13 protein-coding genes are annotated in these 15,562 nt (G+C 71.1%); 6 read left to right on the top strand and 7 right to left on the bottom strand.

Annotated features, from left to right (window positions below; all coding sequences use genetic code 11):
• Positions 1-117: 117 nt before the first annotated feature.
• The 3 genes from AOJ26_RS44900 to glnII form a co-directional block, all read right to left on the bottom strand.
• A complete protein-coding gene (locus tag AOJ26_RS44900; protein WP_086724564.1) occupies positions 118-240 on the bottom strand; it encodes a hypothetical protein in 123 nt (40 codons plus the stop codon).
• Positions 241-337: 97 nt separating this feature from the next.
• Positions 338-1,285 (bottom strand): DUF6891 domain-containing protein, encoded by a 948-nt coding sequence (locus tag AOJ26_RS14845; RefSeq protein WP_053848743.1) that lies wholly within the window; start codon positions 1,283-1,285, stop codon positions 338-340.
• 85 nt (positions 1,286-1,370) lie between these two features.
• On the bottom strand, positions 1,371-2,399 hold the full coding sequence (gene glnII, locus AOJ26_RS14850; RefSeq protein ID WP_053848744.1) for a glutamine synthetase: 1,029 nt from the start codon (positions 2,397-2,399) through the stop codon (positions 1,371-1,373).
• Between the two features lie 314 nt (positions 2,400-2,713).
• Between glnII and AOJ26_RS14855 the strand changes: the two genes are divergently transcribed.
• The 3 genes from AOJ26_RS14855 (at position 2,714) to AOJ26_RS14865 (ending at position 6,381) form a co-directional block, all read left to right on the top strand.
• The gene (locus AOJ26_RS14855; protein ID WP_053848745.1) at positions 2,714-3,973 is read left to right on the top strand and encodes a sensor histidine kinase; all 1,260 of its coding nucleotides are present in this window, start codon (positions 2,714-2,716) and stop codon (positions 3,971-3,973) included.
• Positions 3,964-4,617 (top strand): LuxR C-terminal-related transcriptional regulator, encoded by a 654-nt coding sequence (locus AOJ26_RS14860; protein ID WP_053848746.1) that lies wholly within the window; start codon positions 3,964-3,966, stop codon positions 4,615-4,617. The genes AOJ26_RS14855 and AOJ26_RS14860 overlap by 10 nt, the downstream gene beginning before the upstream one ends.
• A 183-nt stretch (positions 4,618-4,800) precedes the next feature.
• Positions 4,801-6,381, top strand: coding sequence for a DUF1996 domain-containing protein (locus AOJ26_RS14865; protein ID WP_053848747.1), 1,581 nt, complete (start codon positions 4,801-4,803; stop codon positions 6,379-6,381).
• 59 nt (positions 6,382-6,440) lie between these two features.
• Here the strand turns inward: AOJ26_RS14865 and AOJ26_RS14870 are convergent, their stop codons facing one another.
• Complete coding sequence (locus tag AOJ26_RS14870) at positions 6,441-6,875, bottom strand: hypothetical protein (RefSeq protein ID WP_078959897.1); 435 nt, start codon at positions 6,873-6,875, stop codon at positions 6,441-6,443.
• A gap of 129 nt (positions 6,876-7,004) precedes the next feature.
• Here AOJ26_RS14870 and AOJ26_RS14875 point away from each other — a divergent pair, with 129 nt between their 5' ends.
• The 3 genes from AOJ26_RS14875 to AOJ26_RS14885 all read left to right on the top strand — a co-directional run bounded on the left by AOJ26_RS14875 (position 7,005) and on the right by AOJ26_RS14885 (position 10,257).
• Positions 7,005-7,505, top strand: a complete 501-nt coding sequence (locus AOJ26_RS14875) for a tetratricopeptide repeat protein (RefSeq protein ID WP_234358557.1) — start codon at positions 7,005-7,007, stop codon at positions 7,503-7,505.
• Between the two features lie 49 nt (positions 7,506-7,554).
• Positions 7,555-9,480, top strand: coding sequence for a hypothetical protein (locus tag AOJ26_RS14880; RefSeq protein WP_053848749.1), 1,926 nt, complete (start codon positions 7,555-7,557; stop codon positions 9,478-9,480).
• Between the two features lie 87 nt (positions 9,481-9,567).
• Positions 9,568-10,257, top strand: coding sequence for a TetR/AcrR family transcriptional regulator (locus tag AOJ26_RS14885; RefSeq protein ID WP_086724562.1), 690 nt, complete (start codon positions 9,568-9,570; stop codon positions 10,255-10,257).
• Here AOJ26_RS14885 and AOJ26_RS14890 read toward each other — a convergent pair.
• The 3 genes from AOJ26_RS14890 to pulA all read right to left on the bottom strand — a co-directional run.
• Entirely contained in the window at positions 10,254-10,607 is a 354-nt protein-coding gene (locus AOJ26_RS14890) for a 5-carboxymethyl-2-hydroxymuconate Delta-isomerase (protein ID WP_053848751.1), read from the bottom strand. The genes AOJ26_RS14885 and AOJ26_RS14890 overlap by 4 nt on opposite strands.
• Positions 10,608-10,635: 28 nt before the next feature.
• Complete coding sequence (locus tag AOJ26_RS14895; protein WP_053848752.1) at positions 10,636-12,255, bottom strand: SpoIIE family protein phosphatase; 1,620 nt, start codon at positions 12,253-12,255, stop codon at positions 10,636-10,638.
• 73 nt (positions 12,256-12,328) lie between these two features.
• A partial coding sequence (gene pulA / locus AOJ26_RS14900; RefSeq protein WP_159044289.1) for a pullulanase-type alpha-1,6-glucosidase occupies positions 12,329-15,562 on the bottom strand: 3,234 nt, incomplete at its 5' end.

Genomic DNA, 15,562 nt, shown 5'->3' on the forward strand with positions numbered 1-15,562 from the left:
GGGTGGGGAGGGTGCTGGTGGGGACGGAAGGGGTCGCCATGAGGTCAGCTCTTTCGCGCGAGAGGGTCGTCGGAGGACGTACGTCTGCGCGCTGGCCGAAGGCCGGGGTGTACGGCGTTAGAGGGCCGGCGCGTTCGTCGCGCGGCAACACACCCGGTCGAAGTCGTGGTGCTGACGGGAGGGCCAGAAGGGCTCGAGGTCATGGCGACCCGTCGCGGTGATCTTCTGGTAGCTGGCCATGAGCCCATTGAAGCAGACACCGGCCCGCAACAGGAGACCGCTCTCACTGCTCGGACGCCCGGACGCCTCCTCGGCGGGAGAACCGGCGGGGCCCCTCTCACCCCACCAGGCGTCTGTGCCAGGTCAGCGGCCTGACCTCGATCGCCCTGCCCGGGTCGCCGTCCCACTGCGGGGACAGGCCGACCGCGGTGAGGGCGGCGACGACCTCGCGTCCGACCGCGGCCGTGGTGTCGGCCGAGCCGTCGAAACCGCCGTACAGCAGCGTCAGCCCCTGCCCCGCGGCGGCGCTCTCGGTGCACTGCGTGTGGAAGTACACGAAGCCGCGGTCGCCCTCGGCCCGCTCCGCGCCGATCTCGGCGGTGCCGCAGGTACGGCAACAGGTGAAGTTCTCGCGGGCGGTGACGCCCTGTGCGTTCAGCGCCTCGAAGGCGCGGGTGAGCCGCTCGGGGTCGGTCGGGCCCTCCCAGGTCTCCTGTTCGGCGAGGCGCTCCAGCCAGAGCCGGTCGACGAGCAGCCGGGCCTGGGCGGCGGACACCGGCCGCCTGTCGGCGTCGGAGTCGGCGTCGGCGTCGGCGTCGGCGAGCCACTCCTCGGCGGCCTGGGCGAGTGTCGCGCGGGTGCCGTAGCCGCACCGCAACTGCTCGCGGACGTGTGCCTCCACCTCCTCGCGCACCTCGTCGGGGAGTTCGGGCACGTCCTCGGGCGGATCGACCTCGACCGGCGACCAGGCGATCCCCTCGTCCCAGCCCGCCTCGCCGCGGGCCCAGCCCGTCAGCGCGTCGGCGACGGCGTCCGGCTGCGTCAGTTCCGTACCGGAGAAGCTCTCGCGGCTCTCGCGGTGCTCCATCTGATAGGTCCCACCGCTCTCGTGCCACACCTGGGCGAACACGTCCGGGCGGTCGGGAACGCGCTGGAGCACCAGCCAGCGGTCACCGCTCTCCCCGATGCGGTGCACCAGGTCCCGCAGCTCCTGCTCGCTCACGCGGACGAGCGTCTCTCCGTACTCCGTCTCGGCCTTGACGGCCAGGCCCCCCTCGATCTCCATGCCCCCACCCTGCCAGGTGCCACTGACAACGCGCCGAGGGGCGCCCACCATGACCGGTGGGCGCCCCTCGGGAAGGTGCGGAGGATCAGACCTGGCCGGCCTTCTCCAGCGCGGAGCAGCAGGTGTCGACGAGCAGGCGCGTCACGACGTACGGGTCGACGTTGGCGTTGGGACGGCGGTCCTCGATGTAGCCCTTGCCGTCCTTCTCGACCTGCCACGGGATACGGACCGAGGCACCGCGGTCGGAGACGCCGTAGGAGTACTTGTCCCACGGGGCGGTCTCGTGCAGGCCGGTCAGGCGGTCGTCGATGCCGGCGCCGTAGTTCTTGACGTGGTCGAGCGGCTTGGAGCCCTCGCCCAGCGACTCGGCGGCGGTGATGATCGCGTCGTAGCTCTCGCGCATCGCCTTGGTGGAGAAGTTGGTGTGCGCGCCCGCGCCGTTCCAGTCACCCTTCACCGGCTTCGGGTCCAGGGTCGCGGCGATGCCGAAGTCCTCGGCGGTGCGGTAGAGCAGCCAGCGGGCCACCCACAGGTGGTCGGAGACCTCCAGCGGGGAGACCGGGCCGACCTGGAACTCCCACTGGCCGGGCATGACCTCGGCGTTGATGCCGGAGATCGCGAGGCCCGCCTTCAGGCAGTTGTCGAGGTGTGCCTCGACGACGTCACGGCCGAAGATCTCGTCGGCGCCGACACCGCAGTAGTAGCCGCCCTGCGGGGCCGGGAAGCCGCCCTTGGGGAAGCCGAGGGGGTAGCCGTCCTTGAAGAACGTGTACTCCTGCTCGATGCCGAAGATCGGCTCCTGGGCGGCGAACTTCTCGGCGACCTCGGTGAGCGCGGCACGGGTGTTGGACTCGTGCGGCGTCATGTCGATGTTGAGGACCTCGCACAGGACGAGGATGTCGTCGCCGCCGCGGATCGGGTCGGGGCAGGAGAAGACCGGCTTGAGGACACGGTCCGAGGAGTGGCCCTCGGCCTGGTTCGTGGAGGACCCGTCGAAGCCCCAGATCGGCAGCTCCGCGCCCTTTGCGTCGTCCGCCAGGATCTTCGTCTTGGAACGGAGCTTGGCCGTCGGCTGGGTGCCGTCGATCCAGATGTACTCAGCCTTGAAGGTCACGGGCCACTTCCTTCGGGGATGTGTCTACGCACTGCGGGTGCTGCGGCGCTGCGGCACTGAAACGCCGCCTCCTGGTGCCCGCGAGCCTGTCAACAGGCGATTTCCCGGTCATTGCTCGAATGTGAACCCCGTGTTACCTGGTGGTGTTGTGGCGCGACTCACCCTGTGAGCACGGCGGGCGGTGTGAAAGTCGACAGGGAGACACGGCGTCCGCGACCCGTGCGCCTCGTATGCAAAGGGTGTACCTGGCACCACCCTCCGACCGGGCGGTCAGGCCCCGTGACCCCCGTCCCCGCCTCGACCAGACTGACGGCATGAGCATCGGGACACGGAGCGGTATCGGTACGAGGGTGCGGGCCGTCGGGCTCGCGGCCCTGCGGGGGTTCGGGCTGGCGCTGGTGACGCTGCCGGGGGCGGTGCTCGGTTTCGTCCTCTCCGTGGTGTCCCTCGCGCTCGTGCCCATCGGGATCGGGCTGGTCACGACCCCGTGGGTGCTGACCGGGGTGCGTGCCTTCGCGGACTGGCGGCGGGTGCTCGCGGCCCAGTGGGGCGGGGTGCGGATCCCGTCGGCGTACCGCCCGGCGCCGCCGGACGCCAATCCCTGGTCGCGCACCTTCGGGATGCTGCGCGACCCGGCGACCTGGCGGGATCTGCGGTGGCTGCCGGTGGACATGACGGCGGGGTTCGTGACCGCCCTGCTGCCCGCGGTGCTCGTCCTCTACCCGCTGGAGGGGCTCGTGATCGCGGCCGGGCTGTGGCGGCCGTTCCAGGACCTGGGCGGCTACTGGTACGGCTTCGTGCACGTCACCGACCAGGCCTCCGCGCTGCTCGCCGGCGCCCTGGGAATCGCCCTGCTGCCCCTCGCCTCGTTCGCGCCGCGTGTGCTGACCTTCCACTTCCGGCTCACCCGGACCGTGCTCGGCGCCGGACAGGGCGAGTTGGCCGAGCGGGTCCGCGTCCTCACCGAGACCCGGCGGGACGCGGTGGACACCTCCGCGGCCGAACTGCGGCGCATCGAACGGGACCTGCACGACGGGGCGCAGGCCCGCCTGGTCGCCATGGGCATGGACCTCGGCACCATCGAGATGCTCCTCGACAAGGACCCCGCCCAGGCCAAGCGGCTCCTCGCGCAGGCCCGCCAGTCCTCCGTGGACGCGCTCGCCGAACTGCGCGACCTGGTGCGGGGCATCCATCCGCCGGTGCTGGCCGAGCGCGGACTGGGCGACGCGGTGCGGGCGCTGGCACTGCGGCTGCCGGTGCCGGCCGAGGTGACCGTGGAGCTCCAGGGCCGGGCGGACGCCCCGGTGGAGTCGGCCGCCTACTTCGCGGTCAGCGAGGTCCTCACCAACGCGGTCAAGCACGCGGACGCCGACCGGATCTGGGTCGACCTGCACCAGACGGAGGGGAAGCTGCGGATCACGGTCACCGACAACGGGCGGGGCGGCGCGGCCGTCACGGCCGGTTCGGGCCTGGCCGGGGTGGAGCGGCGGCTGGGTACATTCGACGGCGTCCTGGCCGTCAGCTCACCCGCGGGCGGTCCCACCATGGTGACCATGGAGATCCCTTGCGTGTAGTGCTGGCCGAAGACCTCTTCCTGCTGCGCGACGGACTGGTACGGCTCCTGGAGGCGCACGGCTTCGAGATCGCCGCGGCCGTCGAGAGCGGGCCCGAGCTGGCCCGTGCGCTGGCCGAGCTGGAACCGGACGTCGCCGTGGTCGACGTACGCCTGCCGCCGACGCACACCGACGAGGGGCTCCAGTGTGCGCTGAACGCCCGCCGGGACAGGCCCGGGCTGCCGGTGCTGGTGCTCTCCCAGCACGTGGAGCAGCTCTACGCGCGCGAGTTGCTCGCCGACGGCACCGGCGGGATCGGGTACCTGCTCAAGGACCGGGTGTTCGACGCCGAGCAGTTCGTGGACGCCGTACGGCGGGTCGCGGCGGGCGGTACGGCGATGGACCCCCAGGTGATCCAGCAGTTGCTGTCCCGGCGGGCGGCCGACGACCAGCCGCTCGCCCGGATCACGCCCCGTGAGCGGGAGGTGCTGGAACTGATGGCGCAGGGGCGGTCGAACGCGGCGATCGCCGCCAAGCTCGTCGTCACGGAACGGGCGATCGCCAAGCACACCGCCAACATCTTCGCCAAACTGGGCCTCGAGGTGTCGGACGACGACAATCGCCGCGTTCTGGCGGTCCTCGCGTTCCTGGACCGGGGCCGGTGAGCGAGCCTTTATTTTCTGTAACTCCCGCTGTTCAGGGGGCGGTTGTCGCCTCGGCGCCGGGTAAACCTCTGATTTGTTCGTGGGACGGCTGAACACCCGTGGGGCGCCGTGCGTATGGGATGGCGCCGCTTCACTCCTGTCGGGCGCCTCGATAGCCCCGAAAAAGGAAGTCAGAGGAGTTCCATGGGACGCAATACACGTAAACGCCGCTCGTCGATGGCCACGAAGGCCATAGCCGCGTCGGCGGCCCTAGCGCTCGGTGGGGGCGGGCTGATCTGGGCGAACTTCTACGCTTCGGCGCACGAGTCCAACAACAACGGCTGGTCGCAGAACCAGACCAAGGCCGCCGCCGCGCAGGTGGCGACCATCTCGTGCCCCGATGTCGGTCAGAAGCTGACGAACGTGCCTCAGAACGCGCGTCAGGGGGTGGCCGCGGAGCTGGCCAACCTGGACAAGCAGATCACCGAGGCATACGCCAGGCTCGCGTCGACGCGACAGGCCCAGGCGAACGACTCCGGCTTCGTCCAGAACGCCATCGTCGGTCCCCTGAAGGAGAAGCGGGCGGCCACGATCGACCGGATCCGCATCAACATCCAGCGGGTCGGCGGTCAGTTCAACACCTCGCTCAGCCAGTTGGCCGCCTGCACGACGCAGAACGCGCAGACGAACGCCGGCCAGGCCGGTGGCGGCCAGCAGCAGAACGGCGGTCAGCAGCAGAACGGCGGTCAGCAGCAGGGCGGCCAGCAGCAGAACGGCGGCCAGCAGCAGGGTGGTCAGCAGAACGGCGGCCAGCAGAACGGCGGCCAGCAGGGCAACGGCGGACAGGGCGGCAACGGCCCGGTCGCGGCCGACTTCGTGGACATCACCAAGGTCCAGGGCAGCGCCCAGCTCGGCGTGGGCCAGAACGGCCTGAAGGCCAACGGCAACTCGGGCTCGCGGGGCACGTTCACCACCAGGTGCGGCACCAACGGGAACGACAACCACAACACGGACAACGTGATCGTGGCCCCGGGTGTCGCCAACGGCGCCCACCACCTGCACGACTACGTCGGCAACCAGAACAACGACGCCTTCGCGAGCGACCAGGAGCTGGCGGGAGCCTCGACCACCTGCCAGAACCAGGGCGACAAGTCCTCGTACTTCTGGCCGGTGCTGCGTCTGCAGAACGGTCAGCAGGACTTCGACCAGAACAACGACGGCGGCGGCAAGGAGGGCAACGTCGGCAAGATCCTCCAGCCGGCCCAGGCCCAGCTGAAGTTCGTCGGCAACAAGAAGGGCAACGTCGTCGCGATGCCGACCGCCCTGCGCATCATCACGGGTGACGCGAAGGCCTTCGTCAACGGCAACGCCAACGCCAACGTGAACTGGTCCTGCACCGGCTTCGAGAACAAGGTGCAGCTGCACGACAAGTACCCGATCTGCCCGCAGGGCAGCCAGGTGGTGCGCACGACCAACTTCCAGAGCTGCTGGGACGGTCAGAACATCGACAGCGCCAACCACCGCACCCACGTGTCCTTCGTCCAGGCGGACGGCACCTGCGCCAACGGCTTCAAGGCGATCCCCCAGCTCCAGGTCCGGCTCGTCTACAACGTCCCGGCCCCGAAGCTGCAGAACGGCACGGTCGTCAACCCCTACGCGGTGGACACCTTCCCGGAGAACCTGCACAAGCCGATCACCGACCACAACGACTTCATCAACTTCTTCTCCCAGAACACGATGAACAAGATGGTCAACTGCATCAACACCGGCAAGCGCTGCCAGTGACGCACTGAGAAAGCCGGCGGTGAGGATTCCTCACCGCCGGCTTTCTTGTGTCCGCGTCCTCAGTGCGCCGAGTGCGTGGCGCCCATCTTCGAGTGGTCCGTGCCCTCCTCGATGTCCCCGCCGAGCGTCCTGCGCAGCGCCGCCACCGTGCTGGTGGTGTCCCCGACGGCGACCCACTTGCGGCCGACCAGGAAGTGACCGCCGTAGTCCTTGGCGCCGTTGATCCACTCGCGCTGGCCGCGGTCGGTGGCGAAGGTGGCGAGGATGAACTTGCCGTCGGCGTCCTTGGCCTTCTTGCACACGGCCTGGCGCAGTTCGTCGGCGTCGATCTGGATGTCGGGCGTGCACTTCACCTCGGCGGCCAGGTGCTCCAGGCTGCCGGTGGCCGCCGGCGGCACCGCGGCGGCCTTCGCGTCACCGCCGGATCCGCAGCCCGCCAGCGCCAGCACCGCGGCCGCGCCGGTCAGCGCGAGCATCGGTCGGGTCAACCTCATCTGTTCCTCCGGTCACGGGGTCACGTCGGACGGGCCCCGGCGGGGGTCCGTCTCCCCCCATACGGCTGTGGGGCCCGGGACGCTCAAATCCTCGTGTCATCACGGGTACGGCTGTGCGAAAGTGTGCCGGTGGACGAGGACTGGGAAAAGCGGGTCGACGCCGCCTGGGCGGCCTTCGACGAATATCCCGAGGAGCGGGCGGCCGAGTTCCGCGCCGTGATCGACGCGCTCGTGGCCGAGCTGCCGGAGGGCAGTCCGCTCGGCCCCTTCGAGCGGGCCTGCGCGTGGGACTCGACGGGCCACTCCGACAAGGCGGTCCCGCTGTACCGGGAGGCGCTCGCGAAGGGGCTGCGCGGGTACAAGGGGCGGCGCGCCAGAATCCAGCTGTCGAGCTCCCTGCGGAACGTCGGGCAGCCGGAGGAGGGCGTCAAGCTGCTCACGCCCGAACTGGACGCTCCGTCCGACGAGTTGGACGACGCCGTACGCGCCACGCTCGCGTTGTGCCTGTCCAGTCTCGGCCGGGACCGCGAGGGACTCTCGCTGGTCCTGGGCGCGCTCGCCCCCCATCTCCCGCGCTACCAGCGGTCGATGGCCAACTACGCGCGCGCCCTGGTCGACCCGGAAGGCTGATTCACCCGGGCGGCGGTGACCTCCCGACGATTCGCTCGTTCTGCTGAACGTGCAGTCACAGGATGTCGCCCCGCGCCCCGCACCCGGTCCCGGCTCCACCGGCGAGCCCGTCGTCGACGTCGAGCAGGCCGAGGCCGCGCTCGTCGAGCACTACCCCCGGCTGGTCCGGCTCGCCTATCTGGTACTGCCGCCGGGCCTGGGCCGGGGTCGGCGGGTCCTGACCGCGCACGCCCTGACCCAGCGCGCCCTGCCGCGGGGCCGGGCGGCGACGCCCGTGATCCCGGCCCAGTCGGCCGGCCGCGAGGGCGACCCCGGCTACGCCTTCGTCCGCCTCCAGGTGGTGCGTACGGCGCTGGAGGCCGGGCTGCCGCTCAGGCGCAGGGCGTGGCCCAAGCGCTCCCAGCTCCCGCCGCTGCTCCCCCAGGTGTGGGGCCTGAGGCTCTTCCCGCGCTCCGGCGGCGCCGACGAACTCGCCCTGGACCAGCGCCTGTCGGCCATGTCGGGCCCGGCACGCGCCGCCTATGTCCTGCGCGGTCTTGAGCAACTGCCCGACGGTGACGTCCGCGAGCTGCTGACGGCGGCGGGCGTGGCCGACGTCGACGCGGCGCTCGACGAGGCCGCCGGCGCCGAGGACCGGTACGCCCTGCTGAACTCCCCCGAGTTCGACCCCTGTTCGCTCCAGGCCCGGCCCACCGACCTGATGCGGCGCAGGCAGCACATGAAGGCCGCGCTCGCCGCCGCCGCGGCCGTCGCGGTGTGCGGGGCGCTGCTCGGCATGCCCGGCGACGGCTGGGGCCCCGACGGCGCCGCCGCACCCCCCTACGCGCAGAACCCCGCCGCCCAGGCCGCGCTGAACCCGGCCCTGCTGCTCAAGGTCCCGGCCGCCGCGTGGGAGTCCTCGGCGCGCACCGACTTCTCCGTGTGGCCCGCGCGCGGCGACCTCACCGGTGACAGTGCCCTGCTGCGCCGCGCCCTCGCCGTCTGGGCCCGCCCCGGCGAGAGCGTCCAGGTCTCCGCGACCCCCGGCACCCCGTCGGGCGGCCCCTCCGGCCCGCCGCAGCTCCTGTACGCCGGGACCGTGGACAACGCGCACGTGGTGCTCCTCTACGACGGTCTGCGCATCGTCCGCTACGCCGAGCCGCGCGACGGCACCCAGGGCGCCGCCCTCGACTTCGCCCGGGTCGACGGCGCGGACCGGGCCGGGGCGAGCGCGGTCGTGCTGGGCCGGGCCGACGGCAACATCCGCTATCTGACCGCGCCCTGGGTGACGAAGGCCGCCGAGCGGGACCTGCTGAAGCCGGGCTCCGGTGCCATGGACCTGCCGCTGACCGGCGGGGCCACCGCGCCGATGGCGGGCCCCGCGCAGAGCGGCGCCTGCACCTCGTGGAACGTGCTGCAACTGACGGACACCTCCGGCACCCGGCTGCTGACCGACCTCGGTGAGCTGGTCCCGGCCCGGCTGACCACCGGCCGCCCCGGGTCCGTGAAGGACGCGTCCGGGACGGGGGCGCTGCGCGCCTGGGCGCCGTACGCCTGCTCACTCGGCGCGATGCGCTCCTCGGGCGTGCGCAGTGTGAACGCCTGGACCTATGCCTCGCAGCCGCTGCCCGACACGAGCGGCACGGCCGACTGGGTGTGCACCCGCGCCGAGACCTGGCAGGGCGGCGGGGAGCGGGTGCTGGCTCAGTTCCACACTCCTGGTTCGACATACGGGGCGGTCGCGGCGAAGGCCGAGAACGTACCGGCGTGCGGGGCGAAGGATCCGCAGGTGCTGGCCGGGGTGCTGTGGAAGTCGGCGACCGGCTCCTGGTACCTGCTGGCGGCGGGAAACCGCGGGACCTCGTCGATCAGTGCGACGGGCGGGGTGAGCGGTTCCGCCCAGGGGCACCTGCTGGCCCTGCGGACGCGGCAGGGGGCCCAGGCCGAGCTGAAGGGGACCCTGGAGGACGGGCGGACGGTCAGCGGGCTCCGGTAGGGCTCGCGGACAGCGGGTGAGGGTGATGTGAACACCGCTGGTCGGACCAGCCCGTTCCAGGCCGGATCCGATCGGTAAGGTGTTCGCATGACAACCGGGGTCCGTCGAAGAATGGGAGTCGAGGAACGGCGTCAGCAGTTGATCGGCGTCGCCCTCGAACTGTTCGCCCGCCGCTCGCCCGACGAGGTGTCCATCGACGAGATAGCGTCGGCGGCCGGTATCTCGCGACCGCTGGTCTACCACTACTTCCCCGGCAAACTCAGCCTGTACGAGGCCGCGTTGAAGCGGGCGGCCCAGGATCTGGCGAGCCGCTTCGAGGAGCCGCACGAGGGTTCGCTGGGCGGCCGACTGCTGCGCGTGATGCGGCGGTTCTTCGATTTCGTGGACGAACACGGCCCGGGATTCTCGGCGTTGATGCGCGGCGGCCCAGCGGTCGGCTCGTCGGCGACGAACGCGCTCATCGACTCCGTACGGCAGGTCGCCTACGAGCAGATCCTGTCGCACCTGCGGGTGACGGATCCGCCCGCCCGGCTGGAACTGCTCATCCGCTCCTGGATCTCGCTCGTCGAGTCGACGGCCCTGATCTGGCTGGACGGCCGCCGTGTCCCGCGCGGCGAGCTGGAGATCCAGCTCGTCCACGACTTCGCCGCGCTGGCCGCGGTCGCGGCGGCCTACGACGAGGAGATGACCGCGCTGCTGCGCCGCATGCTCAAGGACGAGCCGCACGACGGCCCGTTCACCGATCTGGCGGCCCGGCTGATCACCCTGGCCTCCTAGAGCACGGCCTTGGTGTAGGAGGGGTCCAGGTCGCGTGCCTCGGCGGAGAGGTGCACGGTGAGGCCGTCCGCGGGGCCCACGTGCTTGCGCAGCAGTTCCACGACGGCCTCGGTGAGCTTCGCCTTGGTCTCCTCGGACCGTCCGGCGAGCAGCGCGACCGTGACGTTCACGATCGCGTGGTTCTCCTTCTCGCCGCCGACCGCCTCGTCCTCGCTGCGCAGCACCCGGGTCTTGCACGCCTCAAGCTTCGCGTCCGCCGTGTCGACGACGACCTGGTGCAGCGCCAGGGCGAACTCCTCCCAGTCGACGTGGTCGAGGTAGGGGGAGCGTTCGACGGTGATCTGCGGCATGGGCACTCCTGTTCTAGGCAGACACAGGTCAGCCTAGCCGCAGCGCCAGCATGGCGATGTCGTCCTCCCGGTCGTGGCCGAAGGTGTCCAGGAGGGTGTCGCACAGCGCGTCCAGCCCGGGCAGGGCGCCCGAGGAGGCCGCGCGCAGCTGTTCCAGGGAGGCCGTGAGGTCGGTGCCCCGGGTCTCGATGAGCCCGTCGGTGACCATGAGCAGCCGGTCGGTGGGTTCGAGGAGCAGCTCGGTGGCCGGCGGGTGGGGCAGGCCGACCCCGAGCAGCGGGCCGGCCGCCTGCGCGTAGTCGGCGGTGCCGTCGTCCCGCACGATCAGCGGCGGGATGTGACCGGCGTTGGCGATCCGGGTGCGCCCGGTATCCGGGTCGATCAGGGCCAGGCAGACGGTGGCCGTGGTGTCGGGGTGGTAGCGCCGCAGGGTCCGGTCGAGGCGCTCGGCGAGCACGGCCGGGTCGCTCTCGTCGACGGCGTAGGCGCGCAGCGCGTGCCGGAGCTCGACCATGACGGTCGCCGCGTCCAGGGAGTGCCCGACCACGTCGCCGACCGCGGTCAGCACGCCCTCGTCGACGCGCAGCGCGGCGTAGAAGTCGCCGCCGATCTCGGTCTGCCGGGAGGCCGGGACGTACCGGACCACGACGTCGATGCCCGGCAGCTCCGGCAGCCGGTGCGGCTGGGGCAGGAAGCTGTGCTGGAGGGTGAGGGCGACGTGCCGCTCGACCTTGTACATGAGCAGCGGCTCGGCGGCCAGCGCGGTGGCCTGCGCGAGCTGGGCCAGCAGGGCCTCGCCCTCCAGGCCCACCCTGCGCATCCCGCGGGCGGGCGCCGCGAGGCACACCGGGGCGCGGCCGTCCTGGGTGACGACGAACGCGAGGCGGGCGTCGTGCTCGACGCCGGGCCGGAAGAACCCGGCGGGCCACAGCGGCGCCGGCACGGTGGTGAGCTGCACTCCGTCCTGCCCCCGGGCGAGCCGGCGCAGCAGCCCCGCGACGGCCCGGTCGGCGTCCTCGTCCGGCAGCGCGACCGGGATGCGGTCGCGGGACAGGCCGCGGTAGAGCTGGTCGTCCTGGTCGAGGACGAAGACCGCGGCGGGGGTTCCGGTGAGCCGTGAGACGCCCTCGGCGGCCGCCTCGGACAGTTCCTGGAGGGTGCGGGCCGACTGGATGGTGACGATCGTCTCGGAGAGCAGGGTGAGCCGTCGTACGAGCGCCTGGTCACCGGCCCGCAGTTGCGCGTTGCGTACGGCGGCCCGGACCACCGCCTCGATCTCCAGGGGCTCGGCGGGCACCTTCAGATAGGCCTCGACGCCCGCGTCCAGGCCCTGGCAGAAGTCGGCCGGGGGCGAGGCCGCGGCGGAGAAGTGCACGACGGGCATCCCGGCCGTGTGCGGGCGTTCCTTGAACAGGCGGCACAGGTCGAAGCCGCTCATGTCGGGCAGCCCCACGTCGACGAGCGCCACGTCCGGCAGAGTGCCCTTGAGCAGCCGGGTGTCGAGTTCGGCGAGGGCCTCGCCGCCGGTGGCGACCGGGACGACCCGGTGCCCGGCACGGCTCAGCACGGTGCCCACGGCGTACCGGCTGGCCTCCATGTCGTCCACGACCAGCACGGTCGTGCCGGTCAGCTTGCCTTTTGCGTCCATCCGTCACCCCTCGGGCAACACTGGTGGAGCAGACCGGGGTTCGGGGTCTGCTCCACCACCGTAATGCCTTCGGCTAGGGATGGCGGATGAAAACAGCCACGGTCCTGGCCGGGACGGCGAAGGAACCGGATTCCTTGTCGTAGGACGCGCCCTTGACGGTGGAGTCCGCCCCCGCCGCCTGCACGGGGTGCAGCCGGTAGGTGCTTCCGGCCAGGGCGGTGACCCGCTGGTCCTGGGCTTTCGGTGTCGCGTTGAAGACGACGACCAGGTCACCGAGTTCCATGGTGATCACCCCCGGCGTCTCGTCCTTCCCGGACAGCGGGAAGGACAGCCGGGACTGCACCTGGTCCGCCGTGCCGAGCGAGAACGCCTTCTCGGTCGTACGGATCCTCAGCAGGTCCCGGTACGCGGCCGACGCCCCCTCGATCTGGGTGCAGCCGACCTTCACCGAGCCCAGCAGGGGCTTCGCGTACGGCCACTTGGAGGCGTTGTCGGCGGCCATGGGCAGGCCGCGGCCGAAGCCGTTGCCGTCCTGGCAGTTCCAGTGGATCGCGTTGAACCAGTCGCCGCTGTCGTAGGAGTTGCGGTCCAGGGACTTGGAGCGCAGCAGGTCGGTGCCGGCCTGGGAGAGCGCCGGTCCCTGCGAGAGGGCGGCCGTGGCCATGGCGAGGACCTGCATCCTGGCCCGGTCGGAGGCGCTGGTGCCGGCGGGCAGCTTGTAGGTCAGCGCGTCGAACAGCGACTCGTTGTCGTGCGCGTCGGCGTAGGCGAGGGCGTCGCCGGGCGCGTCCGCGTATCCGGCGGGCTGTCCGTTGTAGTCGACCTGGGCGCCGGTGACCTCCTTGCCGTCGGTGTCGGTGAAGCGGTACCGGGCGAGGTTGCCGGACAGGCCCACCTTGATGAGGTCCTGGTAGTGCAGGAGGCGGGCCTTCTGCTGCTCCGGAGTGCCGTTGTTCTTCGAGGAGTTGGGGTCGGTGTACAGCCCGGACGCGAAGCCCTGGACGCCGGGGTCCTCGTCGAAGGGGCCGCCACCGCGCACGGCGTCACGGGCGCGGTCGGAGAAGGTCGCGATGCCGGTGCCGGCCATGTTCTTCTGCGTGGCCTGCACGAAGCGGGCGTCGTCGGCGACCTCGCCGAAGTTCCAGCCCTCGCCGTAGAGGATGATCTTCTTCCCGTCGACGCCGTCCTTCTTGAGGGTCAGGGCGTCGAGGGCCTTGCGCACGGCCAGGATGTTGGCCTTGGGGTGGTGGCCCATGAGGTCGAAGCGGAAGCCGTCGACCTTGTACTCCCTGGCCCAGGTGACGATCGAGTCCACGACCAGCTTGCCCATCATGGCGTTCTCGGTCGCGGTGTTGGCGCAGCAGGTGCTGTTGGCGACCGAGCCGTCGGCGAGGAGCCGCTGGTAGTAGCCGGGGACGATCCGGTCGAGGACGCTGGTTGCGGCCTGTCCGCTCGCCGCGGTGTGGTTGTAGACGACGTCCATGACGACCCTCAGGCCGTCGTCGTTGAGGGACTTGACCATCTTGCGGAACTCGACCGTGCGGGCCGTGCCGTTCGGGTCGGTCGCGTAGGAGCCCTCGGGGACCGTGTAGTGGTACGGGTCGTAGCCCCAGTTGTAGGCGTCCTTCGCGGCGGTCTTCGCCACGCACTCCTGCTGCCGGTCGGAGTCGGCCGGGTAGGAGGCGAGATCGCAGTCGGTGCTCGCCTGGTCGGCCTTCTTCTCGGGGATGGTCGCGATGTCGAACGCGGGCAGCAGGTGCACGTACGAGGTGCCCGCCTTCGCCAGCTCCTTCAGGTGCTCGGAGCCGTCGCTGTCCTTGTCGGTGAACGCGAGATACGTACCGGGGTGGTCCGCCGTCCGGTCCGCGACGGAGAAGTCCCGGATGTGCAGCTCCTGGATCTCGGCGTCCTTCAGGGGAACGGCCTTCGGCTTGGTGTACGACGTCCAGCCGCTCGGGGCGAGGGACCGGTCGTCGAGGTCGACGACGAGGCTGCGCTCGGAGTCGGTGGTGAGGGCGACCGAGTAGGGGTCGGTGACCTTGTTGGTGACGACCTTGCCCACGCTGGGCGCCCAGACCTTCACGACGTACCGATAGGGCTTGCCCTTCCAGGACTTGGGGCCGGTGACGGACCAGACGCCGGTGCCGGCGTTGCGTCGCATGGCGACCGTGGAGCCGTCGAGTTCGAGCCGTACGGACTGCGCGGTCGGCGCCCACACCGCGAGCGTGGGACGCCCCTTGCTGAAGGTCGGGCCCAGGTGGGCCTTGGTCGCCTTCGGGTACAGGTCGTCGAGGACGCCCGCGATCTGGACACCGGTCGCCGCCAGCACGGCACCGTTCGCGGCCCGCTGGGAGGCGACGAGCTGTCCGCCGAGGGCTTCCTTCACACGATCGGCGTCACGCGGGTCGACCGACCAGGCCGTGTAGTCCTTCAGGTGCGGGAACCTGGCCTTCTGCGCGTCGGTGAGGGTGGTTCTGGCGAGCCGCAGCCACCGCTCGTCATCGCTGGTCAGGGCTCCGCCGTCGACGGCGATCGAGCCGTCGCGGGAGTACAGGAGCTGGGTTGAGGCGGCCGCCTCCGAGCCGTTCCAGGCGACCGTGTCCCGGTCGATCCAGACCGCCTTGGAGGTGGTCAGGTCCAGCGCGGCGGCGGACCCGGCGGGCTGCGGGAGCAGGTACTCCTCCTGGCCGTTCAGCAGCCACACCTCGTGGCCCTTGGCCGTCAGGTCCAGGGACTGGTCGGTGGGCAGGTCCTTCTCGTCGCCCTTGTGGATGATGTAACTGAGGCTCGTGGCCCCCTCGTTCAGGGGTACCTCGAAGACCGCGCCGTAGGCGTCCGTCCGCACCGGCGCCAGCGGCTTCGACCAGTCGGTGGGGTTCGCGGCGCCCGTCCAGACGTGCAGGCCCCAGCCGTCGTAGTTCCCGTCGGCGCGGTGGTAGTGGATGACCGCCTTGGTTTTGTCCTGCGCCGGGTAGTCCGGCCTCTCGGTGCGGACGTCCGCCTTGCCCTGCTCGATCCAGACCTCGCCGGTCCTGGTGACGTCGATCGTGCGGTCGGCGGAGACGTCCTTGTTCCCGTCCTTGTCGATGACGAGGAAGCCGACGTTCGAGGCGCCGGGCTTCAGCTTGACGTAGGCGAAGGCACCGTAGGCGTCCCGGCCGACGAAGGGGTGGCTCGCGGGCCAGGTGGTGGACTCGCCGTCGGCGAGGTCGCCCCAGGCGTACAGGCCCCAGTTGTCGTAGTCGCCGTCGGTGCGCTTGTAGTGGACGACCGCGTAGTCACGGGAGGAGGCGGTGGGGGTCTCCTC

The organism is Streptomyces sp. NRRL B-24085, from assembly GCF_001282115.1.
In the GTDB taxonomy this organism is placed as follows: Bacteria; Actinomycetota; Actinomycetes; order Streptomycetales; family Streptomycetaceae; genus Streptomyces.

Excerpts from the sequence above, each read along its gene's own strand:
- AOJ26_RS14870 (WP_078959897.1), bottom strand. The coding sequence starts at position 6,875 with ATGAGGTTGACCCGACCGATGCTCGCGCTGACCGGCGCGGCCGCGGTG.
- AOJ26_RS14865 (WP_053848747.1), top strand. The coding sequence starts at position 4,801 with ATGGGACGCAATACACGTAAACGCCGCTCGTCGATGGCCACGAAGGCC.
- AOJ26_RS14845 (WP_053848743.1), bottom strand. The coding sequence starts at position 1,285 with ATGGAGATCGAGGGGGGCCTGGCCGTCAAGGCCGAGACGGAGTACGGA.
- AOJ26_RS44900 (WP_086724564.1), bottom strand. The coding sequence starts at position 240 with ATGGCCAGCTACCAGAAGATCACCGCGACGGGTCGCCATGACCTCGAG.
- AOJ26_RS14890 (WP_053848751.1), bottom strand. The coding sequence starts at position 10,607 with ATGCCGCAGATCACCGTCGAACGCTCCCCCTACCTCGACCACGTCGAC.
- AOJ26_RS14885 (WP_086724562.1), top strand. The coding sequence starts at position 9,568 with ATGACAACCGGGGTCCGTCGAAGAATGGGAGTCGAGGAACGGCGTCAG.
- AOJ26_RS14895 (WP_053848752.1), bottom strand. The coding sequence starts at position 12,255 with ATGGACGCAAAAGGCAAGCTGACCGGCACGACCGTGCTGGTCGTGGAC.
- AOJ26_RS14855 (WP_053848745.1), top strand. The coding sequence starts at position 2,714 with ATGAGCATCGGGACACGGAGCGGTATCGGTACGAGGGTGCGGGCCGTC.